The sequence below is a fragment of the Streptomyces sp. T12 genome, assembly GCF_028736035.1.
Taxonomy (GTDB): Bacteria; Actinomycetota; Actinomycetes; order Streptomycetales; family Streptomycetaceae; genus Streptomyces.
Genome location: NZ_CP117866.1, coordinates 11,128,365 through 11,144,369 on the forward strand (window position 1 = coordinate 11,128,365; position 16,005 = coordinate 11,144,369).

4 protein-coding genes are annotated in these 16,005 nt (G+C 73.1%); 1 reads left to right on the forward strand and 3 read right to left on the reverse strand.

Going from position 1 to position 16,005, the window contains the following annotated elements:
* Positions 1-27: 27 nt before the first annotated feature.
* Entirely contained in the window at positions 28-12,339 is a 12,312-nt protein-coding gene (locus PBV52_RS49860) for a non-ribosomal peptide synthetase/type I polyketide synthase (RefSeq protein ID WP_274248895.1), read from the forward strand.
* Here PBV52_RS49860 and PBV52_RS49865 read toward each other — a convergent pair.
* The 3 genes from PBV52_RS49865 to PBV52_RS49875 all read right to left on the reverse strand — a co-directional run bounded on the left by PBV52_RS49865 (position 12,284) and on the right by PBV52_RS49875 (position 15,923).
* Positions 12,284-13,330, reverse strand: coding sequence for an LLM class flavin-dependent oxidoreductase (locus PBV52_RS49865; protein ID WP_274248897.1), 1,047 nt, complete (start codon positions 13,328-13,330; stop codon positions 12,284-12,286). The genes PBV52_RS49860 and PBV52_RS49865 overlap by 56 nt on opposite strands.
* A gap of 81 nt (positions 13,331-13,411) precedes the next feature.
* Positions 13,412-14,914, reverse strand: a complete 1,503-nt coding sequence (locus tag PBV52_RS49870) for a metallophosphoesterase (protein WP_274248899.1) — start codon at positions 14,912-14,914, stop codon at positions 13,412-13,414.
* Between the two features lie 85 nt (positions 14,915-14,999).
* Positions 15,000-15,923: an MHYT domain-containing protein gene (locus PBV52_RS49875; protein ID WP_274248901.1), complete on the reverse strand. Its 924-nt coding sequence runs from the start codon at positions 15,921-15,923 to the stop codon at positions 15,000-15,002.
* Positions 15,924-16,005: the final 82 nt, after the last annotated feature.

Here is a 16,005-nt window from a genome sequence, read left to right on the forward strand (position 1 = left end):
GACCCCGTGCGATGAGGAAGGAAACGCATGTCGACTCCCGGGCGCCCGACCGCCGTCACGCTCCTCGACATACTGCTGCGCGCCGCCGAGGAGACCCCCGGCCAGGTCGTCGTCCATGTCCGTGGAGACGGCAGCGAACGCACCGTCACCTTCGCCGAGCTCCACGACGAGGCACTGCGCGTGGCCGGGGGCCTGCGCGCGGCAGGACTTGATCCCGGCACCCCCGTTCCCCTCGTCGCGGATCTCGGCGAGGACTTCCAGCCGATGTTCTGGGGAGCGCTGGCGGCGGGGCTCGTGCCCGTGCCGCTCGCCCCGGAGGCCCGCCGGGTGGGACCGGTGTGGGAGTTCCTCGGCAGGCCTGCCGTCGTGGTGGACGCCGCCACCGAAGCCCTGCTCGCCGAGATCCCGGGCCCCGTGCGCGCCCTGCGGCTGGATGCGCTGCGCGAGGCCCGCCCGCCCCGCTCGCTGCCCCGCCGCGCCCCGCAGGACCTCGCCTTCCTGCAGTTCTCCTCCGGCAGCACCGGCACCCCGAAAGGCGTCGAACTCACCCACGAGGCCGTGCTCGCCAACCTCCGGCAGATCCGCGACGCCATGGCGATCACGTCGGACGACGTGGTGGCGACCTGGATGCCGTACTTCCACGACATGGGCCTGATAGGCACCCACCTCGTCCCCATGGCGGCACGCCTGAAGCAGGTGCGACTGGAACCGCTGACCTTCGCCAAGCGCCCCACCCGCTGGCTGGAGGCGGTGGCGCGGCACCGGGCGACCCTGCTGTCGGCGGCGAACTTCGCGCTGTCGCTGGCGACGCGGCGGGTGCCGGACACCGCCTGGACCGGCCTGGACCTGACCTCCGTACGACTGATGCTCGTGGGCGCCGAGCCGATCGCACCGCGCGTGTGGCGGGAGTTCACCGCCCGGGCGGGTGCGGCGGGGTTGGACGCCAGGGCGATGCTGCCCGTGTACGGACTGGCCGAGGCCACACTCGCCGTGACCGTGCCGCCGCTCGGGGAGATCGCCGAGCCCCTGCGACTGGACCGGAAGGCGCTCAGCCGTGGCCGGGCCGTTCCCGTGGAACCCGGCCCGGACGCCGTCGAGTTGATGGACCTGGGCCGCCCCGTCCCGGACTGCGCGATCCGTGTCACCGACGATTCCGGCACACCGCTCGGCGACCGGCGCGTCGGTCACATCGAGGTAGGCGGTCCTCACGTCGCCCGCGGCTACCACCGCGCCCCTGAGGCGAGCGCGGCCGCGTTCCGCGGTGGTTGGCTGCGCACCGGCGACCTCGGCTTCCTGAGCGAGGGCCGGCTCTGCGTCACCGGCCGGCACAAGGACGTCGTCTTCGTCGGCGGCCGCACCTTCCACGCACCCGACCTCGAAGAGACCGTCGCCGCCACCCCGGGACTGCCCGGCGCAACGGTGGCGGCGATCGGCTCCACCGATCCCGACACCGGGGGCGATCGGGTGGTGGTGTTCGTGCAGTGGGCGCGGCCCGCCCTGGCCACGGCCCTTGCGGTGCTCGACGCGGCGACGGCCCGGGTCCGTGAGGCGCTGGGCCACGACGACGTACGGGTGTTGCCCCTGCCTCCCGGCGCGTTTCCCCGGACGACGAGCGGCAAGCTGCGGCGCGCTCTGATGCGTGTGCGGTTCGAGGCCGGTGCCTATACGGCGGTCGAGGAGCGGTTGTCGGCCGCGCGGGCCGAGGGCGCGCGCTCGCCCGCCCGGCAGGAAGAGCGCGGTCCGCAGGGGCCTGTGCCGCGTTCGCGGCGTGACGTCGAGGACGTGGTCCGGGGGATCTGGGCACGGACGCTGGACCTCGCGCCGGCGGACATCGACCGGGACGTCCGGTTCTTCGCCCTCGGGGGCTCCTCGCTGAAGGCGATGGCGGTGCTCGCGGGGATCGAGGACCGCTTCTCCGTCACGGTGGAGCCGCGTGCGTTGCGCGACCATGACACCGTGGCCGCGCTGGCCGGGCATGTGCTCGCCCTGCTCGCCGCCCCTGACAGGGGAATCGCCGGGGATCCGGCTCGCGGCCCCGGGGCGAGCACGGACGCCGGGCGCGTGCCGGGGCCGGCCGCCGAGAGCGCGGGGACCCGGGGGCCCGTGGCGGTTCTCGGCATGGCCTGCAGGTTCCCCGGTGCCGAAACGCCGGAGGCCTTCTGGGAGCTGCTCGTATCCGGCCGTGACACGGTGACAGCCGTACCCGAGTACCGGTGGCAGGGCTTGGCGGGGTGGCACGGCAGGGACAGCGCATCGGGCGACCCCGGCCTCTTCGGATCCTTCCTCCCCGAACCCGCCGACTTCGACGCCGCCTGCTTCGGCCTGGACGACGACGAGGCCCGCGCGACCGACCCACAGGCCCGGATCTTCCTGGAGCTGGCCCACGAAGCCCTGGAGCGCTCCGGTTACGCGGGGCCGCGACGGACCGGCCGCCGGATCGGCGTGTTCGCCGCCGTCGGTGACAGCGGATACCGCGAGATCCTGGCCGCCGCCACGGACGGCGACCTCGCCGCCCACCCCGGCGCTCTCACCGGCAACCTGCCCAACCTGATCGCCGCCCGCCTCTCCCAGGCACTCGACCTCGACGGCCCCGCCCTCGCGGTGGACACCGCCTGCTCCTCCGCGCTCGTGGCGCTCCACTTGGCGCGGCGCAGCCTCCTCAGCGGCGAGTGCGATGTCGCCGTGGTCGGCGGCGTCCAGCTCGCCCTCACCCCGACCGGCCACCGACTCCTCGCACGCGCAGGCGCGCTGTCCCCCACGGGCGGCAGCCGCCCCTTCGCTGCCGCCGCCGACGGAATCGTGCCCGGAGAGGGCGGAGCGGCCCTCGTCCTCGCCCGCCTGGACGACGCGCTGCACGCCGGTGACCCGGTACTCGCCCTGGTCCGCGGCACGGCCGTCAACAACGACGGCCGGTCCCTCAGCCTGCTCGCCCCCAACCCGCGCACCCAGCGGGAGGTCATCACCCAGGCATACGGCGAGTGCGGCATCGACCCCGAAGCGGTGTCGTACGTCGAGGCGCACGGAACCGGCACCCCGGTCGGCGACCCCGTCGAGGCGCAGTCACTCGGGCACGCCTTCCCGCCCCGCGCGGACGGGCTCCCGCGCCTGCTCGGCTCGGCCAAGGCGAACATCGGACACCTGCTCAACGCCGCCGGCATGCCCGGCTTGGTCAAGACGGTCCTGGCACTCCAGCACCGCCAGGTCCCGCCCGCCCCGAACGCCACTCCGCCCGCGCCGTACCTGCAACGCGTCGCCCCCGGCTTCGAACCCGTCACCGAGCAGCGGGAATGGCGGGCCCCCGGGCCCCTGACCGCGGGCGTCAACGCCTTCGGCTTCGGCGGCACCAACGCGCACGCCGTCCTGGAGGAGGCCCCCGGACGGACGGCGCCGGCTCATCCCCTCGCGGGTGGCCCGCACCTGCTCACGCTGTCGGCCCGCAGCGCCGACGCCCTGCGGGCAGCCGCCGCCGACCTGGCCGCGTATGTGCGGGCACACCCGGATCTGCACGAGGCCGACATCTGCGCCACGGTCAACACCGCGCGCGACGACGGTCCTCATCGCCTCGCCGTGGTCGCCGACCGTGACCTCGCGGACCGACTCGAGGCCGCCCGCACGGCGGACTTCACGGTCGCCCGGTCCTCCCGGCCGCGCACGGTGTTCCTGCTGCCGGGCCAGGGAGCACAGCGGCCCGGCCAAGGGCGCGCCCTGTACCGGTCGGCCCCGGTGTTCCGGGAGGTCCTGGACGAGGCGTCCTCGCTGACGGGACCCGTCCTCGGGCGCTCGCTGGCCGAGTGGTGCCTCGATCCACACGCGGATCCCGAGGAGTTGGCCAGGACGGAGGTGGCCCAGCCGCTGCTGGTCGCGTTCGGTGTGGGACTGGCCCGGCAGCTGGAGGCGTGGGGTCTGTCCGCGGACGCGGTCGCCGGACACAGCGTGGGCGAGATCGCGGCCGCGTGTGCTGCCGGTGCGCTGAGCCTCGCCGAGGCGGTCGGGTTCGCCGCGGAGCGCGGCCGCCTGGTGGGCGAACTCGCCCTCCCCGGAGCCATGGCCGCCGTCAGGGGCGACGAGGACACGGTCACCGGGCTCGTCCGCGCATCGGGCGGCTCGCTGAGCGTGGCCGCCGTCAACGGGCCCGAGCAGGTGGTGATTTCGGGCGCCGAGGAAGCCGTCGAGCGAGCCCTCGCCGAGCTGACGGGACGTGGCGTGGCCACGCGCAGGCTCCGTGTCTCCCATGCCTTCCACTCGCTGCTGCTGGAGCCGGTCCTCGATCCGCTGCGGGAGGCCGCGAAGGCGCTGACGGTCAAACCGGCGGCCGTACCGATGCTGAGCACGGTCACCGGCGAGTGGCGGCCCGGCCTCACACCCGCCTACTGGCAGGGGCATGCCGTCGAGCCGGTGCGGTTCGGGGCGGCTGTGGCCAGGCTGCTGGAGGAGGGCTACGACACCTTCGTCGAGCTCGGCCCGGGGAACACCCTGGGCGGGGCGGTCCGCGCGGTCGCCGGTGCGCATGGCGCCTCGGATGTGGGGGTGTTGACGACCGGGGTCGCCTCGACCGTGGGCCGTGACGAGGACACATGCGGGGCGCGGGCGCTGTTGGAGGCGGCGGGACGACTGTGGATGCGGGGTACGGCACTGGACCGGGCGGCTCTGGGCGCGGCAGCGCTGGGCGAGCAGGCTCGGGGCGGCGAGCGTCCGAGGGTGCCCGTACCGACGTATCCGTTCCGGCGCGCCCGCTATTGGCCGCGCAAGCCCGGTGCCGCGCCCGCGGTGCGGCGCCTCGACTGGCGGCACGCACCGCTCACGCCTGCGGCGGGGCCGCGCGTGGTGCGGCTGGTCGGCGCCGACCAATCCCTCGGTCGGGCGTTGGCAGAGCGGCTCTCCGGCCGTGGGGTGACGGTACTGGGGGAGGGCGGCGCCCATGGGCCGGGCGCGGCCCCCGCGGACACCGTGGTGTGGCTGGGAGGCCTGGAGGGTGCTGGAGACGGAAGCCGCCAGGCCATGGACGCCCGCCCGAGCGACTCCGTTTCCGCACTGCGCCGCGTCCTCGGCCTGCTCGCCGCCGACTGCACCCGCCTGCTGGTGGTCACCGAGGACGCGTACGTCACCGGCATCTCGACGGAACGGGCACGCCCGACGCAGGCACTGCTGCACGGTTTCGCCCTGGCCCTCCCCGAAGAGCACCCAGGTCTCGCCGCACGCGGCGTGGACCTGTCCTCCCTCGACATGCTGGACACCCAGGTCGACGCCCTGGAACGGGAGCTGTACTCGGCCCACGCGCCGGGCGCGGATCACACGGACTACGCGGACCATACGAGCCATGCGGACCGCGCCGACCGTTCGCACGGCGCGGTCGCATGGCGTGCCGGCCGCAGACTCAGCCGTACGCCATCCCGCGCACCGGCCGACGCGACGGACGTCCCCACGGCGCCCACGGCCCTGCCGCCGGACGGCACCTACCTGATCACCGGGGGAGCCGGCGGGCTGGGTTCCGCACTCGCGCGGGACCTGGCGGGACGCGGCGCATGCGAACTGATCCTGACCGGACGCTCCGAGACCGCTCCCGATGCCCTGCTCACCGATCTGCGCGCCCACGGCGCCCGTGCCAGGTACCACGCGGCCGACGTGTCCGACGAAGCCGCCGTCCACGCCCTGTTCGCCGAACTGCCCCCGCTGGACGGGGTGTTCCACGCCGCCGGTACGGTCCGGCCCGGCACCCTCCGCTCCAAGACCGACGCGGAGATCGAGCAGGTGCTCGCCGCGAAGGTGCGCGGCACGGTACTGCTCGCCGAGGCGCTGCGCCGGCACGGCCAGGAACCGGCCGTATGCGTCGCCTTCTCCTCCGTCTCCTCGGTGCTGCCCGGCCTGGCGGGAGCGCTCGGCGACTACGCGGCGGCCAACGCCTTCCTGGACGCCTTCGCCGCCGCCGAGCGCGCGGCGGGCCGACCCTGGCAGTCGATCGGGTTCGGGCCCATCGCCGATACGGGACTGGCCGCCGGGTCACCTGCTCAAGATCAGCGGCTACGTGCCCGCGGGCTCGGCTCCATGACCTCGCGGACGGCGGTCGCGGCGCTGCGGACGGCCGTGGCCACCGATGCCGCACACCTGCTGGTGACGTCCTCGTCGACCTCCGCACCGACACGGATCGCCGTCGTTCCGGACCGCCCGGACACCCCGCACACAAGCGCGCCCCGCACGGCCCACACTCTGCCGGGCAGCGGCAGCGGCAGCGGCAGCGGCAGCGGCGACGGCGGTGCCGTGACCGACCCGGATCGCATCACCGGCCTGATACGCCGGCTGCTGGCCGAGTCACTGCACCGCGCCCCCGAGGACATCGGCGACGACGAGCAGTTCCTCGGCCTCGGGCTCGACTCGCTGACCGCCGTCGACCTGGCGCGTCGCCTGGAGACGGAACTCGGGCTGCCGCTGCCCGCCACGCTGCTCTTCGAGTACCGCACGGTCGGCGAACTGACCGCCTACCTCAGTGGACAGAGGCCGACCGACCTCCAAGCCCCCGCCGCCGTGACCCGCGGCAGGGGCCAGGAGGAGACTTCGCCCCTTCTCACCCCGCGCCCCCTCACCCCGCTCCAACGCGCCTTTCTCACCACCGAGGCGCTGTACGAGGGCGTCACCGCCTACGGCTACATACGCCAGACCATCCGCGGCCCCCTCGACCCCGACCTCCTCGGCCGCGCGCTGGCCCACCTCGCCGCCCGCCACCCCATGCTGCGTCTGCGCATCACCACGGACGGCACACCGCCACGTCAGTACACGGCGCCGGCCGGCCCCACCGACCGCGCTCCCCGCTGGTACGAGGCGCACGGGCCGGACGACACCGCGCTGCCGCTGCCGGCCCTCGAACAGCGGCTGTACAACCGCCCGTTCGACCTGACCACCGAGGATCCGGTGCGCGCGATCCTGGTCCGAGACCGCCGGGACGCACACCTCGCCCACCTCCTGCTGGTCGTCCACCACAGCGCCGCGGACGGCTTCAGCCTCAAGATCCTGTGCGAGGAGCTCTGGTCGCTCTACACCGCGCTCGCCGAGGACCGCAGTCCCCTCGAACTCCCTCCCCCGGAGGCCGAGTTCAGCGACTACGCCGCCCTCGTCACCGCGGACCGCCAGGCACCGGACTTCATTCGTGACCAGCAGTACTGGCGTGAGCGCATCGCCGAGCACGCCACGGCGGCCACGGCTGCGGCACTGCCGTACGACGGCGACCCGGACGCGCCCCCCGCCCCGCCGCTCACCCACCACCAGACAGGCATCGACGCCTCGCTGACGGCGGCGCTGCGCGAAGTGGCCGCCCGGCACCAAGTCACCCTCTTCCACCTGCTGCTCGCGGTGTACGGCCGCTGCCTGGCCCGCTGGAGCGGACAGCGGGACGTCGCCGTGAACGTGGCGCGTGCCCGCCGTGAGGCGCCCCTGCCCGGCATCGACCGCCTCGTGGGGCCGCTCGCCGACACCCTGCCGGTGTTCGCCACTGTCGACCCGGCCGAGCCCGTGACCGTACTCGCCGGGCGGCTCCAGCGGATCTGGCAGGAGGCGGAGTCCCACGCCACCCTCGGCAGCCCCGACATCGCCGCGCTGCTGCCCGCCACCGGCCCCGCCCCGCGTACGGTCGCCCCGGCCGGGTTCAGCTTCGCCCGCTTCCCCGTGAGCCACGGCCGCGACTGGCCGGTCGCCGTGACCCCGACCGCGGCGGCCACCGCCTCCGCCGCGACCCGGCTCGGGCTGCTGTGCTGGGAATCGGACGCGACCCTCCGCTTCTCCTGGAACCACCCCGCCCACCTCTTCCGCCCCGAGACCGTCGAGCGGCTCGCCGCGGAGTACGTGGAGGAACTGCATGCCGCGGCCGGGCAGTCCGCCCATGCCGACCATGCCGACCATGCCGATGGGCAGGAGAGCCGCGCGGGGATCGTCGACCGCCTGTGTGCCCGGTTCCACGCGACACCGCGAACCGTCGCGGTGGACACCGGCCGTACCACGCTCACCTACGCCGAACTCGACGCCGCCTCCGGCGCTCTCGCGGCCCGGCTGCGAGCGAACGGCGTACGCCCCGGCGACCTGGTCGGCCTGCTCACCGAAGCGGGCGCGGACACCGTCCTCGGCGTGGTGGGCATCCTTCGAGCGGGCGCCGGCTGGGTGCCCCTGGACGCGACCCATCCCGTGGCCCGGCTGCGGGACCAGGTGAAACGCACCGGGGTCGGCGTAGTGGTCTGCCACGCGGCGACGCGCGAAGCCGTCGCGGCGCTGGACGGCATCACGCCGGTCGCAGCCGATGACACGCCCCCGGCCACCCCGTCCCCGGCCGCCTCGTCCCCGGTCGAGCCACCACCCGCCGACCCGGACGCCATCGCCTACGTGATCTTCACTTCGGGTTCCACGGGCCGCCCCAAGGCGGTCCCGATCACCCACCGGTCCATGCTCAACTACCTCGACTGGTCACTGACCACCTTCGGTTACCGCCCCGGGGATCACCTGGTACAGGCGGCGTCCGTCTGTTTCGACGCCTCCGTACGCCAGTTGCTGGCACCGCTGCTGGCGGGCGCCACGATCCACACCCTCACCAGGGACCTCCTGCGCGACCCCGAAGCGCTCCTGGACCGGATCGTCAACGACCGGATCACGGTGTGGAGTTCGGTGCCGACATTGTGGGAGCGGCTGCTGACCGCCGCCGAGACCCGGGCGCGACAGGACGGAACACCCCCGGACCTGTCGGCGCTGCGCTGGGTCCACGTCGGCGGCGAGGCGCTGCCCGCCGCACACGTACGCCGCTGGTTCGACCTGCTCGACGCCTGTGGGGGACCGGAGCACAGGGTCTCCAACCTGTACGGGCCCACCGAGGCCACCATCAACGCCACCTGCCACATCATCGACACCCGACCGGCCGACGACGTACGTCAGCTGCCCATCGGCCGACCGGTCGCCGGAACCGAACTGGCCGTCGTCACCGAGGACGGACGTCCCTGCACGGCCGACGAGCCCGGCGAACTGCTCATCGCCGGAACCGGGCTGACTCCCGGCTACCTCGGCGAGCCGCTGCTCACCGCGGAGGCCTTCGTCGAACGCGGCGGCCGCCGCTGGTACCGCAGCGGCGACCGGGTCCGCCGCACCGCGGACGGCGTACTGGAGTTCCTCGGCCGCCTCGACGGCCAGGTCAAGGTCCGCGGCCATCGCGTGGAGCTCGGCGAGGTCGAGGCCGCGCTGCTCACCCACCCGGACGTCGCCCGTGCCGCCGTGCTGCTCGTCGACGGACGTCTGGTGGCGTACGTCGAACCCCGGCCCGGCTCGGACGAGCCCGACGCACGCGAGGTGCGGGCCTTCCTGTCCCGGGTTCTGCCGCCGTACATGCTGCCCGGACACATCCGCCCGGTCCCGGCGATGCCCCTGACCGGCACGGGCAAGATCGACCGCAACTCGCTGGCCTGCGACCTCAAGGGAACGCCCAGCGCGGATGCCTCCGGCGAGGTCGGTGATCACAGCGGGAGCGACCGTGTCCCTGAGCCACCGCAGACCGGGCCCGGAACCCCGCCCGCCACCCCGACCGAGCGCACCCTGGCACACATCTGGTCGACGCTGCTGGACGTACCGGACGTCACCCGCGAGGACGACTTCTTCGAACTCGGCGGCGACTCCATCATGGTGCTCGAACTCTTCGCCCGCCTGCGCAAGGAGCTGCCGGCCGTCCCACGGCCGACCACCGTCTACACCCACCGCACGCTGAGCGCACTCGCGTCGGCCCTCGACACCGCCGCAACCGCCGCGGCCACCGGCTCCTCACCCGATCCGACCCCGGAAGCCGCCACCGCACAACCAACGGGCCCCTACCCCCTCACCCCCTCCCAGCGGGGGTTCCTGCTCGCCGAGACCATCAACCCGGGGGCGGGCTCCGGCTGGCTGGCCCGGTTCCGGCTGAGCGGGCCGCTGCGCCCCGACGTCTTCCAGCGCGCCGTGGACGTTCTGGTGACCCGTCATCCGATGCTGCGCACCGTCTTCCCGGCAGGTGCCCGCCCGCCCGTGCAGCAAGAGCTGCCGGACTCGTTGCGCCTGCCCGTGGAGACGGAGACCCTCGCGCACCCCGACCTGCTGGAGCAGCGGATCGCCGAGGAGGCACGACGCCGACTCGAGCCCTGGGCCTGGCCGTTGCTGCGTCTGCGGCTGCTCACCGTCGCTCCCGGCGAGCACGTGCTCCTCGTCCACGCGCACCACCTCATCGGCGACGGCTACAGCGCCGCCCTCCTCGCCAGGGAACTGCTCACCGCGTACGACCGCCTCGACCGAGGCCGGCCGCACGGCCTGCCGCCGCTCGACAGCACCTTCCGCGACCACGTCGCCCAGTCCGCCGTACGCCCGCACCCGCACGGATCCGAGGCCGCGGAATACCGCGCACGCCTCCGCGCGCCCTACACGCCCCCCGTGCTGCGCCGGCCGACCGCCGCCGACGCCGACGGGCAACCGGCGTTCCACACCACGGGGTTCACCCTGGACGCCGCCACGACACAGGGCTTGCGCCGGCTCGCCCGAGCCGCACACCGCACCCTGTACGCCCCGCTGCTCACCGCGTACTACCGCGCCCTCGCGGAACTCACCGGCCGGCGCGACCTGCTGCTCGGGCTCGCCGTCACCGGGCGCGAGGAGTCCGCCGTGGACGCACACCGGGTGTTCGGCCCGTTCGCGCAAGCGGTGGCGCTGCGCCCGGCCATGCCCGAGGCGCACGGTGGGGACCAACTACCCCCATTTGGCAATGACTTGAGGCGCGTCGCCGCCGAGGTCGACTTGGCCCGCGCCGAAGGCCCCAGCGAGGTGCGCACGGCGGCGGGACTGCCCCGTCACGCCCAGTTCTTCTTCACGTTCCTCGACTTCACCTCCCTGGGCTCCGAGGATGGCGGCAGCCTGACACTGCACGCGGACGAGTCCGACACCGCCCTCGCCCCTCCGCCGCTGGGCACCGACGTCTTCCTGGCCGTGCGGCCGCTGGCGAACGGTGAGGGGTTGCGCATCACCGCACGGGCTTCGGCGGCGGCCCTCACGGCCGGCCAGATCGCCGGGTTCACCGAGGAGATGCGACGACAACTGCAGGACGCGCTGAGCGAAGCCACTTCCCACCCCGCCCTCGACCCCACCCCCGTCCGCAGCGGCCGCCGACGGCGACCCCACCTCGATGCCGCGCTCGTCGGATACCTGCCCGCCCCCGACCATCTCGCCGCCCTCGCCGGACTGCCGTACGACAGCCCCGGCCCCGGCCGCGAGGAGATCCGGGCGCTGCTCTTCCCGGACGGTCGCGCCAGGCTGCTGGAGGAGACCACGACCCCGTTGGGGAACTCCGGTTTCGTCGCGCTCCCGCTCTTCGCCGATGAACTGGCCCCGGCCGCCGATCTGGGCGCGCGCACGGCCCGCGCCGTGGAGCAGGCCGCCGCACTCGGCGCCCGCTGTGTCTCGCTCGCGGGCATGATCCCGTCCCTCACCGGCTACGGCTACGACGTCCTGCGGGAGACCACGACGAGCGCGGCGATCACCACCGGACACGCCTCGACGACCGTCGCCGTGGCCAAGACCGTCCACTCCGCACTCGCGGCGACCGGCCGCCGCCTCGACGCCCTCTCCCTCGCCGTCGTCGGATGCGGCTCGATCGGCACCTCGTCCCTACGACTGCTGCTGGCGACGGCACCCTGCCCGCCGGCCCGGCTGCTGCTGTGCGACCTGCCGGGCAGCGCCGCGCGACTCGAACGGCTGGCAGCGGACCTGTCGGCCGAGCAGCCTGCGATGTCGGTCCAGGTTGTCGAATCGGGGCGGACGCTGCCCGCGGTGGTCTACGAGGCCGAGGTGATCGTCACCGCAGTCAGCGGCCCGACGGCCCTTCTGGAGGTCGACCGGCTACGGCCCGGCACGATCGTGGTCGACGACTCCTTCCCGCACTGCTTCGACACCGCGAGCGCTCTGGACCGTATGAGCCGGGACCAGGACGTCCTGGTCGTCGGAGGCGGGCTGCTGGCCCTCGGCTCCACGCAGACGCAGCTGAACGAGGACCTGCCGGCCGTGGCGGGCGCGGGCTTCGCCATGCGGCACGGGATTCCGGGCACCCTGGCCTCGTGCCGACTGGAGTCACTGCTCCACGCGCACCTCAGGGAATCCGGCCGAGCCGCGAGCGACCTCCCCTTGATCCACGGCCTCGTCGACCTGCCCCGCGCCCTCGCCCACTGGGACGCGGCCGAGGCCGCCGGAGTGCGGCCTGCCCCGCTGCATCTGCTCGACCGCGTCATCGCCGAAGGCAGTGGGGTGCCCCTCAGGCCTTCGCACGCCATCCCAGCGCCGGACCCAGCCGGGCGGCGACATCGGTGAGGATCTGCACATAGTCCTCGTGCTCGAAGGTGAACGGCAGCGCGAACGCCACCTCGTCCACCTCGCGGAACGCGGCGTGGGCATGGAGGCGTTCGGCGATCTCCTCCGAGGTGCCGACGAGGTCCGGCGCGAACATCAGCCGGGCCGGACCTTGCGGTGACAGAGTCCGAGGGGTGCGCTTGGCGACGTACTCCTCGTATTTCGCGCGCTGCTCGGGCGTCGCGGAGTCGGTGGGGATGACGACGAGACCCTGCGAGACGCGGGCGTGCTCGCCGTCGGGGTGGTGGGCGCGGAACGCGCGTATGTGAGCGAGCTGGATCTCCGCGAAGTCCGGCGACTCCTCCGCTCCCTCCGCCCCCGCGGGCCCTTCCGCCTTGACGACGCTGCTGGTCAGGAAGTTCATCCCGTGCTCGCCGGCCCACTGTGCCGAACGCAGGCTGCCGCCGCCGTACCACATACGGCTGCCCAGGCCGGGGGAGTGCGGCTGCACACGGTCCGCGAACACTTCGAATCCCTCGATGCCGCTGAAGTCCGTGGCCGGCTTGCCCCGCACGAAGTCCAGCAGCCGCCGCACCCGCTCGTAGCCGAAGTCCTCGACGTCCGCCGTGTCGGGATAGAGGGCCTCCTTGATGCGGTCGTAGTGCATCGGCGGACCCACGCTGACGCCCGGGTTCAGGCGGCCGCCCGACAGGAGGTCGACCGTCGCCAGGTCCTCCGCCAGCCGCAGCGGGTTCTCCCAGCCGAGCGGGATGACCGCAGTGCCGAGTTCGATACGGCGGGTGCGCTGCGAGGCCGCCGCCAGGACCGCGACGGGGGAGGAGATGCCGTACTGCAGATGACGGTGGCGGATCCACGCGCTGTCGAAGCCGAGCCGTTCGCCCAGCTCGATGATCTCGAGCGTGGACTCGTGGCCCCGGCGTGGATCCGCCTCGTCGAACAGGCCGATGGTGAGGAAACCCAGCTTGCTGAGCGGTCGTGAGGTCGGCGGCACGGGCCCCTCCATCGTTCACTGATCGAGTAGTACGGCAGTGCCAACGGGCCCGCGGCCGATGATGTTCCCGCGCTTCCCAGGTCAGACCAGGGAAATGGTGACCTCGTCCTCCACCGGCGGGTCGACCTCCTGGGCGCGGTTGCCGGTCGCGGCGTAGCAGCGCAGCCGGACGGTCTGCGGGGTGACGTCCAGGCGCAGGAAGCACTTGAAGAACGGCGGGCTGTAGGTCGCCGAGCCCGGCGAGAACAACTGGGTGTAGATCTTGCGCACGGGGAGCCGGAACCGCTTGGCCCGGTCGGCTCGGCGTCCCGTGCCCAGCAGGCCCGCGACCAGGCGCGTGCGCCAGGTGACGCGGGCGTCCGGGGCCGGTGCGCGACCCGGCTGGATCTCCAGCCGCTCGGCGATGACGGCCGCGGCCTGAGTCTCGGTGAGGGTGAAGAAGCGGCGCATGCGCAGCCGTCGTCCGTACAGCCGGCTGTAGAAGGCCAGGGAGTCGCCGCGCAGCGGATAGCAGCGGAACTCCTTCTCGGTCACGTTCGCGATGTCGATCCGCGGAATGGTGTGCGTGGCGTGCATGAACGCACCGCCGCCGCCCGCGACCACGTACTGGATGGTGCGGCCGTCCACCTGCACCGGGTAGCGCTGGTAGTTGTGGATGTCGCCGCCTATCGCCGCGACATAGCGGTGTGCCGGGTCGCGGACGATCTCGTCGACGGTGCCGCCCCCTTCGATCACGCCGGGGTGGTGTTCACCGTCCACGTACAGCGGCTGGCCAGTGATGAGGATCTTCGGCCGAGGGTCCTTGGACACCTCGCGCAACCACGCGCCCTGTTCGGCGTCGATGGTGCCCAACAGGCCCGTGTCGATGCCGATGATCCGCACCGGCCCGGCGTCGATCGCCCAGTACGGCCCTGGCTGGACGGCTTGTTGTGCGGCCCCCGACCTCAACTTCCGTGCCTCGGAGAGGTGTTGGCCGTCCTCCCGGCGCGGCCGGTGCCACAGCAGCGACCGCAGCCATGCCCCACTGAGCGGACGCGGCGCGGCCTCGGGTTCCAGGGGCGGGGCGTCGTCGCAGAAGACGCGCATGAACGCGCCGAGGTCCTCGTACCAGTCGTGGTTGCCCGGTATCGCGTACATGGGCGCCTGGTAGTCCTGGTACGGCCGGAAGAACTTGGTGCCGTAGTCGTCGGCGCTGCCCACCGGATAGATCACATCACTCGCGACGACCGCGAACTGCGTGTCCTGACCCACCTTCAAAAGGCCCGGTACGACGGCGTACTGGGAGTCGTCGCCCTCGCCGGTGTCACCGATGACGAGGAAGGAGAATCTGTCCGGGTCGTCGCGCCGGATCACCTTGTCCGCGGGTGCCCCGGCGGCCGCCCGCTGCGCCACCCAGCGGCTGCGGGTACGCCCTGTGGGGTCCCCGAACCAGGACGCCAGTACGCCGTTGCGGGCGGCCCACAGCGTCTTGGGGTTGAGCCAGGAGATTTTCTCGACCTTGTGCGGCATCAGCCGCTTGTACTCACCGAGTTCGGCGGCGCCCCAGCCGGCGCCTTCGGCGGTATCGCGTGAGGAGTCAGACACCGGTGCACCGTAACAATGATCTAGAGGACGCCGAGCAGGGGGAGGAGGCGCCCGCGTGTCGCCGCACCTCCCACCGCCCTCCGAGTCACCACTTGTGGGCGTAAAACTCCCGGCTCAGGCGGGGTTGCGGGCCGTCGGCAGCGGCAGCGGCAGCGGCAGGGGCAGAGGAAGCGGGATCGGGAGCGAACGCGGCGTCGGCGCCGGGCTGTTGCTCGGCGGCGCTGCTCGCACCGATCCGCCGGGCCGTGCCGGACCGGTCCCGCCGGCCGTCGCCGTCGCCGAGGACCAGGAGCGGGTCGAACATCACCACCACTCCGGCCAGCAGGAGGAAGATGATCGGCCCCAGGAGCATCGGCAGCAGCAGCGAGGTGGGCGAGTCACCGGCCCACGACTCACTGGTCGTGTCGTGCAGATGGACACTGACGGCGGCCATACCCGTGTAGTGCATCCCGGAGACGGCCACACCCATGATCAGGCTGGCCCCGAGACTGGTCAGGAAACCCTGGATGGTGACGGCCGCCCACAGTGCGGCGGTCGCGGCGACGATCGCGATCAGAACGGAGAGCCCCACGGCGAACGCGTCGTACTGAATGCTGCCGTCGAGGCGCAGCGCGGCCATGCCTAAGTAGTGCATGGCGGCCACGCCGAGCCCGGTGATGACGCCCGCACCGGTCAGCGCCCCCCTGCCCGCGCCCAGATAGCCCACGATGAACACGCCGATGCCGACGACGACGATCGCCACGGTGAGGCTGAGGACCGTCAGGCCCGTGTCGTAACGGATCCGGGTCTCCTCGACATCGAAGCCGATCATGGCGATGAAGTGCATCGTCCAGATGCCGCAGCCGATCGACGCGGCGCCGAGCGCCAGCCAACCCGGTTTCCACGACTGTTCGTTGAGCAGGGACCGGACAATGCACCGAAGTCCCAACGCCCCTCCCAGGCAGGCCATCAGATAGGCCGCCACCGGGGTCACCGCTCCGTAGCGGAACCCGTCAACCGTGCCTTGCATGCGCCAACTCCCCCCAGAGTCATGGCTCGTTGTGAGAAGCAAGGTGTACGGGTCAAGGGAGCGCAAAGCAAGCCTTTACCGC

Excerpts from the sequence above, each read along its gene's own strand:
- PBV52_RS49875 (WP_274248901.1), bottom strand. The coding sequence starts at position 15,923 with ATGCAAGGCACGGTTGACGGGTTCCGCTACGGAGCGGTGACCCCGGTG.
- PBV52_RS49860 (WP_274248895.1), top strand. The coding sequence starts at position 28 with ATGTCGACTCCCGGGCGCCCGACCGCCGTCACGCTCCTCGACATACTG.